Below are 14,890 nucleotides of genomic sequence, written 5' to 3' on the forward strand. Positions count from 1 at the left end.
TGTTTTTTGCGGGCCCGTCAGCTAGTTCTAGCACCGATTCGAGGCGAGCGAGTAGTGCAAATTGAGCGGGCCGTGGTTCCCGTGATCCTTGTACGATCGGCGCTTGCCGCGCGCCTATCCGTGCGGCGCGTCACATAGCGCGAGGCCGTGTGCGGGACGCTGCGTGGCCGGATGGGCGGCAATATGCGTGCCAATGTCCGTTACTCCTCGTATCGGCCCGTGTCGATCCGTGTCGGCGTGTGTCGGGCGCGTCGCCGCTGAGTGCGTGGATGAGATCGCGCGACGAGATCGTGTGACGAGATCGTGCGGTGCGGGTCGTGCGACACGGGCCGTATAACGCAGGCCGTGCGACGCGGGCTGCGCCGCTCATGCGCGCTTGCCGCCATGTTCCAGCGGGGCATCGTAGAATCGAGCGCTGGCGCCCGAGCCTCGTACGCGATTCTCGTCTGTTCACTCTTTGCGTTTTTCCAGAAAAATCCCCATGAGTCTTCGCCGCCCACCCCTGCTTGCCCTGCTGAGTGTTTGTGCCGCGGTATTCACGGTGTCCGCTGCTTCAAGCGCGGCGGCTTCCACGCCGGCCAGCGCCGCTGCCGCCGTCAGTCAGGCGAGCCCGGTCGCCGCGAGCGCCGCGGCTGCGTCCGTCGCCGATTCCGGCCCGGCCTACGGCCCCGAGTTGCAAGGCTTCAACTATCCCGCGCCGGTGCAGCGTTTCGAATTCACCTCGCAGGGCGTGCCGCTCTCGATGGCTTACATGGACGTCAGGCCCGCGCATGCGAACGGCCGCACGGTCGTGTTGCTGCACGGCAAGAACTTCTGCTCGGCGACGTGGGACGCGACGATTCATCGGCTCGCCGATGCCGGCTATCGCGTGATCGCGCCGGACCAGATCGGCTTCTGCAAGTCGAGCAAGCCCGAGCACTACCAGTACAGCTTCCAGCAGCTCGCGCGCAATACGCATGCGCTGCTCGAATCTCTCGGCGTGCGCGAGGCGACCATTGCCGGCCACTCGACGGGCGGCATGCTCGCGATCCGCTATGCGCTGATGTATCCGCGTGAAACGCAGCAACTGGTGCTCGTGAACCCGATTGGTCTGGAGGACTGGAAGGCGAAGGGCGTGCCCTCGCTATCGGTAGACCAGTGGTATCAGCGCGAACTGAAGACGACCGCCGACGGCATCCGCCGCTACGAGCAGAGCACCTATTACGCGGGCCAATGGCGCGCGTACTACGAACCGTGGGTGCAGATGCTCGCGGGCATGTATCGCGGACCGGGCAAGCAGATCGTCGCGTGGAATTCCGCACTGCTGTACGACATGATTTACACGCAGCCGGTGGTCTATGAGCTTGGTGATCTGAGCATGCCGACGTTGCTGCTGATCGGCCAGAAGGACACCACCGCGATCGGCAAAGACGCCGCGCCGCCCGAGGTGCGCGCGAAGCTCGGTCATTACCCTGAGCTTGGCCGGGCGGCCGCGAAGGCGATTCCGCATGCGACGCTGGTCGAGTTTGCCGATGCCGGCCACGCGCCGCAGATGCAGGATCCAGACGCGTTTCATAAGGCGCTGCTCAATGGGCTCGCGGCGGTGCCGACGAATCGCTGAGCGCGCGGCCTCACGCTCAGCTAACCGGGCCGGCAGGTTCCGCGAAACGTAAAGAAAGCCGTTCCCTCAAGAGGGTGCCGTTCAGTTGCCTGACTGAACGGCACCCCGGTACGAACCGCCTTTCCCCTACACAGGCCGGTTCGTCCTTCGACTACCTCACCGCCATCAACTCATCGCGCACCTGCGCGCCGATCTCGAACGAGCGCAGCCGCGCCTTGTGATCGTAGATCTGCGCGGTCAGCATCAACTCGTTCGCGCCGGTCTGCTCGATGATCGATTGCAGACCTTCGCGGATCGCGTCGCGATCGCCGAGCACCGTGCAGGCGAGCGAATGCGCGACGTTGCTCAACTCCATCTCCGACGCTGCGAGCCGCTCGACCGGCGGCTGCAACAGCCCCGGCGTGCCGCGCCGCAAATTGATGAACTGCTGCTGCAGCGACGTGAAAAGACGCGCGGCTTCCTCGTTGGTATCGGCCGCGAACAGGTTGACGCCGACCATCGCATACGGCTTGTCGAGCGTCGCGGACGGCCGGAACTGCGCGCGATACATCTGTAGCGCGGTCATCATGTAATCGGGCGCGAAGTGCGACGCGAAGGCGAACGGCAGGCCGAGCGCCGCCGCCAGTTGCGCGCTGTAGAGCGACGAGCCGAGCAGCCACAGCGGTACGTTGAGGCCCGCGCCGGGCACCGCGCGTATGCGCTGGCTCGCCACCGGATCGGCGAAATAGCGCTGCAACTCGACGACATCATCGGGAAACGAATCGGCGCTAGTCTGCAGATCGCGGCGCAGCGCGCGGGCCGTGGTCTGATCGGTGCCGGGCGCGCGGCCGAGGCCGAGATCGATACGGTCGGGATAGAGCGAGGCGAGCGTGCCGAACTGTTCCGCGATCACGAGCGGCGCGTGGTTCGGCAGCATGATGCCGCCCGAGCCGACGCGAATCGTCTTCGTGCCGCCGGCCACGTGGCCGATCACGACCGAGGTGGCGGCGCTCGCGATGCCGGGCATGTTGTGATGCTCGGCGAGCCAGAAGCGCCGGTAATTCAGTTTTTCCGCGTGCTGGGCGAGTTCGAGCGTGTTCCTGAACGCGTCCGCCGGCGTGGCGCCCGCGGTGACCGGCGAGAGATCGAGGACCGAGAAGGGGATCATTGTCTGTTGATTGACGGTTTGCGGCGCTTTCGCGCGATGCGGCATTGTGGCAAAGCCCGCATTTTTCTGCAGACGGCGCGCGGATGCCCACGTCGGCCGAAGGGTTTGTCGGGGTGTCGCTGAGAGGGCGATACAGTGTTGCCGAGGTGTCGCCGTGCTTGCAGGGTGGCGGCTTGCGTGGCGCGGAAATTGCGCCGCTGTCATGTGCCGAGGCATGCGCGAGTGCAGGAGTCGGCTGCATGAGTGCTTGCATGAGTGGCCGCATGAGTCCATGCACGTACGAGCCCGCGAGCGTACTTCTGGTACGCGCCATACGAGCATCAGGACGTTCGATCGAATGACGCGGCGCGACCGTGCGCCGGGCGGCATTCGAGTGTACGGTGGAACTGTCGGTGCGGTGACGTGATGTGAGCCGATGCGGCGTATCGCGCGTTGCCGGATATCTGCCATGTTGCGAAGGAGTCCCCGATCCCATGAATGTCGTCAAAGAGTTTCGCACCCGATCATTCGAAGACGTGTGCCGCGCCTTGATCGGTCGCGAGGAAATCGCGCTCGTCGACGTACGTGAGGAAGATGCCCATGCGCGCGGTCATCCGTTGTTTGCCGCCAATCTGCCGCTCTCGCGGCTCGAACTCGACGCACCGCTGCGTCTGCCGCGTCTCGCGGTGCCGGTCGTCGTGTTCGATGCGGGCGAGGGGCTCGCGAGGCGCGCGGCCGAGCGTCTCGCCGAACTCGGCTATACCGGCGTCGCCCTGCTCGAAGGCGGTCTGCAAGGCTGGTGCGAAGCGGGCGGCGAACTGTTCAGGGACGTCAACGTGCCGAGCAAGGCGTTCGGCGAACTCGTGGACAGCGTGCGTCATACGCCGTCGCTGTCCGCTCACGAAGTGCAGGCGCTGCTCGATCGCGAGGCCGACGTCGTCGTGCTCGACGCGCGCCGTTTCGACGAATTTCAGGCGATGAACATTCCCGGCAGCATCAGCGTGCCGGGCGCGGAACTCGTGTTGCGCGCGCGGCAGCTCGCGCCGAACCCGGCCACGCGGATCGTCGTCAATTGCGCGGGGCGCACGCGCAGCATCATCGGTGCGCAGTCGCTCATCAATGCCGGCGTGCCGAATCCGGTCGCGGCGCTGCGCAACGGCACGATGGGCTGGTCGCTGGCGGGCCAGCCGCTCGCGCACGGCAGCACGCGGCGCGTCGAAGGCGCCGTCGACAACGCGCTGCGCCTCGCCACTGCCGACGGTGCCCGCGCGGTCGCCGATCGCGCCCGGGTGGGCCGCACCTCGCGTGACGAGGCGCGCCGCTGGGCCGGCGAGGCGGTGCGCACTGTGTATCGCTTCGACGTGCGCACGCCCGAAGAATACGAGGCCGGCCACGTGCCCGGTTTTCGCAGCGCGCCGGGCGGCCAGCTCGTGCAGGAAACCGACATGTTCGCGCCGGTGCGCGGCGCGCGCGTGATCCTCGCGGACAGCGACGGCGTGCGCGCGAACATGAGCGCGTCGTGGCTTGCGCAGATGAACGTCGAGGTCTACGTGGTCGATGGGCTGACGGCCGCCGACTTCGCCGAGAAGGGCGCGGCGCCGCCCCCGCGTTATGCGGTGGCGCCGCCCGCGGCCGACGAAATCGCGCCGGCTGATCTCGCTGCGTTGCTGCAGGCGCCGGGCACCGCGGTGCTCGATTTCACGAGCAGCGCGAACTATCTGCAGCGGCATATTCCGGGCGCGTGGTTCGTGATCCGCAGCCAGTTCGCCGACGCGGTGCGCACGCTGCCCGACGCGAGGCGCTATGTGGTGACCAGCGGCAGCAGCCTGCTCGCGCGTTTCGTTGCGCCGGAACTCGCGGCCTTGACGCAGCGTCCGGTGCAGGTGCTCGCGGGCGGCACCGCGGCGTGGATCGAGGCGGGCTTGCCGGTGGAAGCGGGCGGCACGCGCATGGCGTCGCCGCGCATCGACCGTTATCAGCGTCCCTATGAAGGCACCGACAACGCGCGCGAAGCGATGAGCGCGTATCTGGAGTGGGAGCAGGGGCTCGTTGCGCAACTTGCACGCGACGGCACGCATGGGTTCAGGGTGATTTGAGTGTAAAGGCTCAAGCGCGCGAGCAAGACGCACCTCGGCGAAAGCCGTGCGAATCCTCTGCCGATTCGGTGTAAACGCGCTCTCGTCTAAAACCGCCAATGCGTTTAGATTAGCGGCATCTGGAAGGCTTATCGAGGGACCAGGGCGGCCATACAAGGCAGCGGTTTGTCATTCCGGCGATGGCGCGAGGTGAGCCGCCAAGGTTGCTCATCGCTTCGCCGGAACCAGACCGCTGCGCGTCGTCCGCGGTGCTTCGCGCGAGGCGGCTCAGGCCGCCGTCACTTTCCGGTTGACCCTATCGACCGAACGGGCGACGCGTTGTACAGCGTCGCCTTTTTGCTTCTGGGCGCGGGTTTTCAGTGAGGCGGCCGGCGGTTGTCTCGCGTGCCGCTCCTGTGGGTTTCTTCCCGCTTCTTCGTTCTTCACGGGCTGGGCGCGGCCGGCTTTGCCGCTGATTTCGCCCGCCGGTTCCGTCCCTGCTTCCGTATCCCGCCGCACGCATCGCACCCGCATCGCTCGCGGTTTTCCGCTTGCCCAGTTATCCTTGTAGTACACACTACAGACCGGCCTCGCGCGCCTGAGCCTGAGATGGCGCGCAACCGGACAGGAATTGCCCGTGAGCCTCAAACCGCTTGGTATCGCATGGCTGGCAGCGTGCTTCGCGCTGGCCGGCTGCGACCAACAGCAGAGCGATCAAGCCGTGCAAAAACTCAAGGACTTCTTCAACGCCATCAAGCCCGATGCGCTATTGCTCAAGGACATGACGCCGGGCGTCACGACCGAAGCGCAGATCCGCTCGCAGATGGGCAAGCCCGAAACCGAGCGCACCTTCACCGACGGCTCGAAGCGCTTCGAATATCCGCGTGGTCCGCAAGGTCTCAACACGTACATGGTCGACATCGATCGGGACGGCAAGCTGCAAGCCATCACGCAGGTGCTGACCGCCGCGAACTTTGCGAAGATCCACGCGGGCATGAGCGAAGACGAAGTGCGCCGTCTGCTCGGCAAGCCCGGCGAGATCGCGGTGTATCCGCTCAAGCCGGAGACCGTGTGGAGCTGGAAGTGGCGCGAAGGCGGCGTGACCGAAGAGGGCATCTTCAATGTTCACTTCGACCGCAATCTGCGGGTCTACACCACGTCGCGCTCGGACGTGGTACGGGGGCGCTAGGCAACGTGAGAGCAGGGCGGAAAGAACGGGGAGCGGCATGATACGTCGACGTCGATACAACCGGATCGGCCTGGTGTTGGGAGGCGGCGCGGCGCGTGGCTGGGCGCATATCGGCGCGATCCGCGCGCTGCACGAGGCGGGCATCAAGCCCGACGTCGTGTGCGGCACGTCGATCGGCGCGCTGGTCGGCGCCGTCTATGCGAACGGCGACCTCGACTGGCTCGAGGAGTGGGTCTCGCGGCTCACATGGCAGACGGTGGTGCGTCTGCTCGATCTGCGTATCTCGGGCGGCCTGCTCGGCGGCCGCAAGGTGGTCCAGCTTTTTGCCGACAAATTCAACGGCTGCTCGATCGCGCAGTTGCAGATGCCGTTCGCGGCGGTCGCGACCGAACTCGATACGGGCCGCGAAATCTGGTTGCAGGACGGCAGCACGATCGACGCGGTACGCGCATCGATTGCGATTCCGGGGATTTTCGCGCCGGTGTGGCACAACGGCGTATGGCTCGTCGACGGCGGCCTGAGCAATCCGGTGCCGGTGTCGGTCGCGCGCGGCATGCGCGCGGACTGCGTGATCGCCATCGATCTGAACAACGACATCCTGAACGGCCGCGACTTCGGCGGCGCGGTGGTCGAAACGCCCGCGCTCGATCCCGATGCGCCGCCGCCCGTCTCGCTGCGCCGCAACGGCAAGCCCTGGCCGCGCTGGCTCGCGCCTGCCGAGACGAGCGTCGCCAGCGATGTGCGCGTGCCGCCGAAGCCGAGCGCGCATGTGCCGTCGATGCTCAGTTCGATCGCGCAAAGCATCGACATCATGCAGGTGCGGATCACGCGTAGCCGGCTTGCCGGCGAACCGGCCGACATCCTGATCCAGCCGCGTCTGGGCGGCATGGGTATTTTCGATTTCCATCGCGCGGCGCCGGCCATCGAGGAAGGGCGCGCGGCAGTCGAATACATGCTGCCGGCGATCCGCGCGCGGCTCGCGCTCGACTGACTTTGAGCCGCCGAGGCCGGCGCGTCTAGTCCAGCAGCGCCGCGAGCGCGGGCGGCGCGCTTTCGAGAGCGAACGGATTGAGAAACTGGCGCCGCCACATCAATTCGCGTTCGACCTCGCTCAGTTGTGCGTCGGCGCACACCGCGTCCCAGTGTTCGAGAATCACTTCGATGTGTCGGCGCACGAGCGCCACGGCTTCGTCGTGCGCGAGCAGGAAGAGCGGCGCGGCCTTCAGGCAGGTGTCGATGCGGCTGAAACGGTCGTCGCCGACGATCAGCATCGCCTGGGTCGCTTCGTTGCCCGCGCGCGCCTGCGGGCAGATGTCGTAGGCCGGCGTGAGTGTCAGCTCGCGGCCGGTCCAGTAGGCGGCGTGATTGCGCGCGTGATCGTCGGTATTGCCGCACAGCACGTTGAAGACGAGGCGCGCGAAGAGCTGTCTGAGCGTCGCGGCCGGATTCGTGAAGCGATGACGGATCAGCGTCGCGAATTCCTCGTAGCTCGCATAGCGCGCCATCATTTCGTCGAGTTCGAACAGCGTGAGCGCCGACACCATGGCGCGGCGCTGCCAGCCGTGCTCGCCGAGCGCACGGTCGAAGCGCTCGATGAGCAGCACGTCCTTACCGCCGACGTGTTCGAGCGTGACCGGCGCGGCGTCGATGCCGGCCGCGGCCGCGAGGCGCATCGCGATGTATTCGGCCTTCACGACGCTGTACACATCGCCCTGCGAGGAAAACTTCGCGATGAACTTGCGCTCGGGCGTCGTGATCATCGCCTTCGGCCGCGCGCCGCCGATCGAGCTGCCGTGAAACAGGGCGCGCTCGAGATCGGGGCTCAGCTTCACGCCGCGCTCGACGCTCGCCACCGCGTTCTGCAGATCGCTGAGCGAGGCGGTGGCGGTTTCGCGCGGCACGTATTCGGTGGGCGAGAGCTGGAAGTCGAGCGCGCCGATGCGGTCCGAGCCCGATTCCAGCAGATAGGTCATCTCGTCGAACTCGCCGGTATCGATCTGCGCGCCACGCGTGCCGAGCTTGCGATTGATGATGACGCGCCGGCCCCACGCGTCCGGCGCCGCGTCGCGGATGCAGCCGGGCATCGTCAGGCCGTTGAGCAGTGGCAGCGTGCCGCGCCGCAGCGGCAGCTCGGGATCGTAGAGCGGGATCGCATGTTCGCGCGCGAGGTAGCTCTGGCCGTAGTTGAACAGCATCTGCTCGCCGGCCGCGACGAGGCGCCCGGCCACCACCGGCTCGGTCGCGCCGGGCAGCCAGGTCCACACGAAGGCTTCGTTGTAGGCGGAATCAGAAGTCATCTCGGGCTTCGATGCGAGGTGCGCGCACAGCGCGTGGCAGCAGCGTCAACAGTTCGGCGTTGGCGCGCAGAGCGGCGCTGAGACCCGACGGATCGGCGTCGAACAGACGGACGCCGACGACCGCCGCGGCTTCGAACACCGCACCGATCGAGCAGCGCGGGTCGCCTTTCTCGATGCGTTGGACGAGGCTGCGCGACAGCCCGGCGCGCTCGGCCAGTTGCGCCGCGGTGATCTTGCGCTCGAGCCGCGCGCGGCGGATCAGCTGGCCGAGCAGACGCGCGGCGTCGAGGCTGTAACGCGAGGCGGCACGGGTGGCGGGAGTGGACATGAAAACGTGGAGTGGTTCATATATGAGTCGTAAAGGGCTTTCGTGACTCATCTGTGAGCCATTATGGGTTCTTATCCGAGAAAAAACAATAAATGACTCGTATATGAGTCGCAAAGGCCCTTTATGGCTCATATATGGGTCATCTCTGCCGGTATCGCCTGGAATGGGCGAGGTGGCGACCCTCGCGCGGGCTATCGAAAAAGCGACCCCAAACTTGCGAAATCGCAGCACGGCTCAACGCATGCGCCGCGCCTGACAAAACCCCATCCCTTGTAAAACCGGACGCCCCGGGCGGTGCGAGGCGCCGATTCGTGCAATGCTGCGACGCAGCAGGACGCCGGCCCTCTGTTTGAGAAATTGATTTTCGCTTGCGAGACTGCGCGCCATGCCGGAGTAATGCGCAGGCCACGAAGCCGCCGCGAGCCGTGCCAATTCAACAAAACCTCGATGGAGACACGCGTGTTCCTATACGGCTTTGGTCCCGTGCTGCTCGCCGGCACGCTCCAGACGATCGAGCTGTCCGTTCTGTCGCTGGCGGCCGCCGTGCTGCTCGGTCTCGCGGGCGCGGCGGCGAAACTTTCGTTCAACCGGCCCTTGCGGGCCATCGCGACCGGCTACACGACGCTGATCCGCTCGGTGCCCGACCTCGTGCTGATGCTGCTGCTGTTCTACAGCATCCAGATGGCCGTCACCGACGTCACCGACGTGCTCGATCTGCCGCAGTTCGACATCGATCCGTTCGTGGCCGGCGTGCTGACGCTCGGCTTCATCTACGGCGCGTACTTCACCGAGACTTTTCGCGGCGCGTTTCTCGCGGTGCCGCGCGGCCAGCTCGAAGCGGGCAGCGCGTACGGCATGAGCGGCGTGCGCGTGTTCACGCGCATCCTGTTCCCGCAGATGATGCGCTTCGCGCTGCCCGGCATCGGCAACAACTGGCAGGTGCTCGTGAAGGCCACCGCGCTCGTGTCGATCATCGGTCTTGCCGACGTCGTCAAGGCCGCGCAGGACGCGGGCAAGAGCACCTTCAACATGTTCTTCTTCATCCTCGTCGCCGCGCTGATCTATCTGGCGATCACCACGGTCTCGAACCTCGTACTGATCTGGCTGAACCGCCGCTATTCGACCGGCGTGCGGCACGCGGAGCTTTGAACGCCATGCTTGACATCCTCACGCAATTCTGGCAGGCGTACCTGTTCTGGGACGGCCAGCGCATCTCGGGTCTCGCGGTCACGCTGTGGCTGCTGGTCGCGTCGATCGCGATCGGTTTCGTGTGCGCGGTGCCGCTCGCGGTCGCGCGCGTCTCGAAGAAGCGCTGGCTCTCGACGCCGGTGCGTCTCTACACCTACGTGTTTCGCGGCACGCCGCTCTACGTGCAACTGCTGTTGATCTACACCGGCGTGTACAGTCTCGCGTTCGTGCGCGCGCACAGTCTGCTCGACGCGTTCTTTCGCAGCGGCTTTCACTGCGCGATCCTCGCGTTCGCACTGAACACCTGTGCGTACACGACCGAGATTTTCGCCGGCGCGATCCGCTCGACCTCGCACGGCGAAGTGGAGGCGGCGCGCGCCTACGGCATGAGCGGGTTCACGATGTACCGGCGCATTGTGATACCGTCCGCGCTGCGCCGGGCCCTGCCGTTGTACAGTAACGAGGTGATCCTGATGCTGCACGCGACCACGGTCGCGTTCACGGCCACGGTGCCCGACCTCCTGAAGGTCGCGCGCGACGCGAACTCGGCGACCTACCAGTCGTTCAACGCATTCGGGCTCGCGGCGCTGATTTATCTCGTCGTGTCGTTCGCGCTGGTGGCGCTGTTCCGGCGCGCCGAGCGGCGCTGGCTTGCGTATCTCGCGGTGCGTACGCATTGAGCGCGCGTTGACGCTATCGCATCGGGCGCCGCGCGCTTCGGCAAGGCGGCGTTCGCACCAGACTGATCCGTATTTTCACTGGGAGAGCATCTTGCTCCATACCACCCAAACCGAAGCTTGCAAGCTCGCCGCGCAGGACATCCACAAGCGCTACGGCGACAACGAAGTGCTCAAGGGCGTCTCGCTCAACGCGAACAAGGGCGACGTAATCAGCATCATCGGCGCGAGCGGTTCGGGCAAGAGCACCTTCCTGCGTTGCATCAACTTTCTGGAGCGGCCGAACGCCGGGCAGATCATCGTCGACGGCGAAGCGGTGAAGACGAAGACCGATCGCACCGGCAATCTCGAAGTCGCCGATCACAGGCAGTTGCAGCGCATCCGCACGAAGCTCGCGATGGTGTTCCAGCACTTCAACCTGTGGGCGCACATGAACGTGCTCGAGAACGTGATCGAAGCGCCGATTCATGTGCTCGGTCTGAAGCGCAAGGACGCCGAGGAGCGGGCGCGCGAATATCTCGAGAAGGTCGGGCTTGCGCCACGCGTCGAGAAGCAGTACCCGTCGCATCTGTCGGGCGGCCAGCAGCAGCGCGTTGCGATTGCGCGCGCGCTCGCGATGGACCCGGACGTGATGCTGTTCGACGAGCCGACTTCCGCGCTCGACCCCGAACTCGTCGGCGAAGTGCTGAAGGTCATGCAGAAGCTCGCCGAGGAAGGCCGCACGATGATCGTCGTCACGCACGAAATGGGCTTCGCGCGCAACGTCTCGAACCATGTGATGTTTCTGCACCAGGGCCGCACCGAGGAAGAGGGCGATCCCGCCGAGGTGCTGAGCGCGCCGTGCAGCGAGCGCCTCAGGCAGTTCCTCTCCGGCAGCCTGAAGTAACGTGCCGCGCGCTTTGCAGCGGTAACCGATGGCCCGCCCGTCCAGCCCGGCTCGCACGACGCAGGTCGCGATCGTCGCATTGCCGCCCGTGTCGATGTCGGGCGTCGGGCCTATTGTCGACGCGCTCAATCTCGCCAACGAAATCGACGGCCGCGCGCTGTACCGCGTGCAGGTCTGTTCGTGGGACGGCCGCGCGGTGCCGCTCGCGGGCGGCGCGCAATGGCCCGCCGATGCCGCGTTCGGCGACGCGATCGCGTGCGACTGGCTCATCGTCGTCAGCGAGCGCTTTCAGCAGTTCGCCGACTATCGTCTGTTTCTCGCGAGCCTCGCGCGCGTCGGCCGGCGCACGCCGCTCGTCACTGGCATTCATCATGGCGTGTGGTGGCTCGCCATGGCGGGGCAGTTGTCCGGCTATCGCGTCAGCGTGAACTGGGAAACCTATCAGCAGTTCTCCGAACAATTCGAGCGCTCGATCGTCACGCAGCAGATCTTCGAGATCGACCGCGATCGCGCGACCTGCGCGGGCGGCCAGGCGAGCGTCGATTTCATGCTCGCGATGATCGGCCGCGAGCATGGTCCCGAACTCGCGGAACGCATTGCCGATACGCTCGGCGTCGGAGTGTTGCGCAACGGCGAGGTGCGTCAGCGCATTCCGTTCGTGACCGCGCCGGGCGAGCGCCATCCGCGCCTGAACGACGCGTTGCTGCTGATGGAGGCGAACATCGAGGACCCGCTCACGACCGATGAAATCGCCGGCCTCGTCGGCGTCTCGCGGCGGCAACTGGAGCGGCTGTTTCGCCAGTATCTCGGCGCGATGCCGTCCAAATACTATCTGGGGCTGCGGCTGTCGAAGGCGCGCACGCAATTGCAGCGCACCAGCAAATCGGTCGTGCAGATCAGCCTCGCGTGCGGGTTTGCGTCGGCGGCGCATTTTTCGAATGCGTATCGCGAGCGTTTCGGCGTCACGCCGCGAGAGGATCGCCGCAACTGGATCGACCGGCAGACCGGCGCGCACGGCGGCGCGGGCAGCGAGCCGCGGCCGGCCGCGATGATCGAGCGGCCCGAGGTGGATTGAGCGCGGCCGGCCGCGGCGGCGGCGAGGCAGATTCCCGGCAGCGGCCGCCGCGCGTGGAACCGCATGGAAAGCGTCGCGTATGCGCAAGACGTATCGCGCGTGGTTTCCTACACTAGCTGTATTACCCGTTACCCGTGAGAGGATTTGCCATGAACGACCTGACTGTGACACGACAGACCTTCGACGAAGTCATGGTGCCGGTGTTTTCCCCCGCCGCCTTCGTACCGGATCGCGGTCTCGGCTCGCGCGTCTGGGACACGCAAGGCCGCGACTATATCGACTTCGCCGGCGGCATCGCCGTGACCGCGCTCGGTCATGCGCATCCCGAGCTGCTGAAGGTGCTGCACGAGCAGGGCGGCAAGCTCTGGCACATCGGCAATGGCTACACGAACGAGCCGGTGCTGCGCCTTGCGAAGCGCCTCGAAAACCTGACCTTCGCCGACCGCGCGTTTTTCGCCAACTCGGGCGCCGAGGCGAACGAGGCGGCGCTCAAGCTCGCGCGCCGCGTCGCGTTCGACCGCCACGGCGCGCAGAAAGCCGAAATCATCTCGTTTGCGCAGTCGTTCCATGGCCGCACGCTGTTCACGGTCAGTGTCGGCGGCCAGCCGAAGTACTCGGAAGGCTTCGGCCCGGTGCCGGCCGGCATTACGCATCTGCCGTACAACGACATCGAGGCGGCGAAGAAGGCAATCGGCGCACAGACCTGTGCGGTGATCGTCGAGCCGATCCAGGGCGAAGGCGGCGTGATCCCGGCCGACCCGGCGTTCCTCAAGGTACTGCGCGAAGCATGCGACCAGCACAACGCGCTGCTGATTTTCGACGAAGTGCAAACCGGCGTGGGCCGTAGCGGCTACTTCTATGCGTACCAGGACACGGGCGTGACGCCGGATATCCTGACCACCGCGAAGGCGCTCGGCAACGGCTTCCTGATCGGCGCGATGCTGACCACCCAGGAGCTCGCCGCGCATTTCAAGGTCGGCGTGCATGGCACGACTTACGGCGGCAATCCGCTCGGCTCGGCGATCGCGGAAAAAGTGGTCGAGCTCGTCAGCGACCCGAAGCTGCTCGAAGGCGTGCGCTCGCGCGGCGCGACGCTGAAGGGCCACCTCGCGAAGCTCAACGAGCGCTTCGGGCTCTTCACCGAAGTGCGCGGCAAGGGGCTGCTGATCGGCGCCGAACTGAACGACACGTACAGGGGGCGCGCGAAGGATTTCGTCACCGCGGCCGGCCAGCATGGCGTCATCATGCTGATGGCGGGGCCGGACGTGCTGCGCTTCGTGCCGTCGCTGATCATGCCGCTCGACGACATGGCCGAAGGCTTCGCGCGTCTCGAGAAGGCGTTCGGCGAACTTGTCGGCACGGCCCAGGCCGCCTCGCACTGATCCACGGCCACGCGTTCATGCATAACGACACGCTCTCGGACACGCACACGCACACGCACATGCACATGCACCCGCAGCGGATCATGCGTCACATTCAACAGGAACGATGATGCTATTCGTACGTCCAGGCCGCCTCGCCGATCTCGATGCGCTCGAACATATGGCGCGCACCGCGCAGCCGGTGCTGCATTCGCTGCCGCACGACCGGCGCGCGCTCGAAGCGCGCGTCGCGCTGTCGGAAGACTCGTTTCGCGCGGAAGTCGATTTTCCGGGCGAGGAGTTCTATCTGTTCGTGCTCGAAGACCCGGCGAGCGGCAAGCTCATGGGCACCGCGAGCATCGTCGCGGCGGCCGGTTATGCGGACCCGTTCTACGCGTTTCGCAACGACGCGCTGATTCATGCGTCGCGCGAACTGCACGTGAACCGCAAGATTCACGCGCTGACGATGTCGCACGAGCTGACCGGCAAGAGCCGGCTCGCGGGCTACTACATCGACCCGTCGCTGCGCGGCGATGCCGCCGCGCAGCTGATGTCGCGTGCGCGCATGATGTACATCGCCGCGAATCGCAAGCGCTTCACGCCCGAGGTGTTCTCGCTGCTGCTCGGCGTCACCGACGAGAACGGCGTGTCGCCGTTCTGGGAAGCGGTGGGGCGCAAGTTCTTCGGCCGCGATTTCGCCGACATCGAAATCGAATCGGGCGGCCGCAGCCGCACGTTCATTGCCGAAGTGATGCCGACCTATCCGATCTATGTGCCGCTGTTGCCCGAAGCGGCGCAGCGCGTGCTCGGCGAGCCCGATGCGAACGCGCTGCTCGCCTACGAGATTCATCTCGAGGAAGGCTTCGAGACCGATCGCTACGTCGACATTTTCGACGCGGGTCCGGTCCTGACCGCGCAGGTCGATCGCAGTGTCAGCGTGAAGCACAACGAAACGCGCGTCGTGCGCGAGGCGCCCGCGCCGCGCGGCGAAACGTACCTGATCGCGCACAACGGCGCCGACGGCGCGTTCCGCTGCGTGCTCGGCGAACTCGCGCCGGGCAAGGCGTCGGGCGCCGCCTTGTCGCAGG

The 14,890-nt window shown here is 66.1% G+C and carries 13 protein-coding genes; 10 read left to right on the top strand and 3 right to left on the bottom strand.

The window, feature by feature from the left end; genetic code table 11:
* Window positions 1-481: 481 nt before the first annotated feature.
* Window positions 482-1,600, top strand: coding sequence for an alpha/beta hydrolase (locus GXB81_RS20210; protein ID WP_205990167.1), 1,119 nt, complete (start codon window positions 482-484; stop codon window positions 1,598-1,600).
* Between the two features lie 151 nt (window positions 1,601-1,751).
* Here the strand turns inward: GXB81_RS20210 and GXB81_RS20215 are convergent, their stop codons facing one another.
* Window positions 1,752-2,747, bottom strand: coding sequence for an LLM class flavin-dependent oxidoreductase (locus GXB81_RS20215; RefSeq protein WP_205990168.1), 996 nt, complete (start codon window positions 2,745-2,747; stop codon window positions 1,752-1,754).
* Window positions 2,748-3,220: 473 nt separating this feature from the next.
* Here GXB81_RS20215 and GXB81_RS20220 point away from each other — a divergent pair, with 473 nt between their 5' ends.
* From GXB81_RS20220 to GXB81_RS20230, 3 genes are all read left to right on the top strand, one after another.
* Window positions 3,221-4,822, top strand: a complete 1,602-nt coding sequence (locus tag GXB81_RS20220; RefSeq protein WP_205990169.1) for a rhodanese homology domain-containing protein — start codon at window positions 3,221-3,223, stop codon at window positions 4,820-4,822.
* A gap of 616 nt (window positions 4,823-5,438) precedes the next feature.
* On the top strand, window positions 5,439-5,990 hold the full coding sequence (locus GXB81_RS20225; RefSeq protein WP_167040307.1) for a hypothetical protein: 552 nt from the start codon (window positions 5,439-5,441) through the stop codon (window positions 5,988-5,990).
* Window positions 5,991-6,027: 37 nt separating this feature from the next.
* On the top strand, window positions 6,028-6,981 hold the full coding sequence (locus GXB81_RS20230) for a patatin-like phospholipase family protein (protein ID WP_167040305.1): 954 nt from the start codon (window positions 6,028-6,030) through the stop codon (window positions 6,979-6,981).
* Window positions 6,982-7,006: 25 nt separating this feature from the next.
* On the opposite strand, the gene GXB81_RS20235 is transcribed toward GXB81_RS20230, so the two are convergent.
* Window positions 7,007-8,287 (bottom strand): HipA domain-containing protein, encoded by a 1,281-nt coding sequence (locus GXB81_RS20235; RefSeq protein WP_205990170.1) that lies wholly within the window; start codon window positions 8,285-8,287, stop codon window positions 7,007-7,009.
* Entirely contained in the window at window positions 8,277-8,615 is a 339-nt protein-coding gene (locus GXB81_RS20240) for a helix-turn-helix transcriptional regulator (RefSeq protein WP_167284600.1), read from the bottom strand. Before GXB81_RS20240 ends, GXB81_RS20235 begins: the two co-directional genes overlap by 11 nt.
* A gap of 459 nt (window positions 8,616-9,074) precedes the next feature.
* Between GXB81_RS20240 and hisQ the strand changes: the two genes are divergently transcribed.
* The 6 genes from hisQ to aruF form a co-directional block, all read left to right on the top strand.
* Entirely contained in the window at window positions 9,075-9,764 is a 690-nt protein-coding gene (gene hisQ, locus GXB81_RS20245; protein WP_205990171.1) for a histidine ABC transporter permease HisQ, read from the top strand.
* Between the two features lie 5 nt (window positions 9,765-9,769).
* Window positions 9,770-10,483: an ABC transporter permease gene (locus tag GXB81_RS20250; protein WP_167040295.1), complete on the top strand. Its 714-nt coding sequence runs from the start codon at window positions 9,770-9,772 to the stop codon at window positions 10,481-10,483.
* A gap of 91 nt (window positions 10,484-10,574) precedes the next feature.
* Window positions 10,575-11,366, top strand: a complete 792-nt coding sequence (locus GXB81_RS20255; protein ID WP_205990172.1) for an ABC transporter ATP-binding protein — start codon at window positions 10,575-10,577, stop codon at window positions 11,364-11,366.
* Window positions 11,367-11,394: 28 nt separating this feature from the next.
* Window positions 11,395-12,441, top strand: a complete 1,047-nt coding sequence (locus GXB81_RS20260; RefSeq protein WP_205990173.1) for a GlxA family transcriptional regulator — start codon at window positions 11,395-11,397, stop codon at window positions 12,439-12,441.
* Window positions 12,442-12,590: 149 nt separating this feature from the next.
* Entirely contained in the window at window positions 12,591-13,823 is a 1,233-nt protein-coding gene (locus tag GXB81_RS20265) for an aspartate aminotransferase family protein (protein WP_205990174.1), read from the top strand.
* A gap of 109 nt (window positions 13,824-13,932) precedes the next feature.
* A partial coding sequence (aruF, locus tag GXB81_RS20270; RefSeq protein ID WP_205990175.1) for an arginine/ornithine succinyltransferase subunit alpha occupies window positions 13,933-14,890 on the top strand: 958 nt, incomplete at its 3' end.

It is taken from the genome of Paraburkholderia sp. Ac-20336 (assembly GCF_017105025.1).
Taxonomy (GTDB): Bacteria; Pseudomonadota; Gammaproteobacteria; order Burkholderiales; family Burkholderiaceae; genus Paraburkholderia.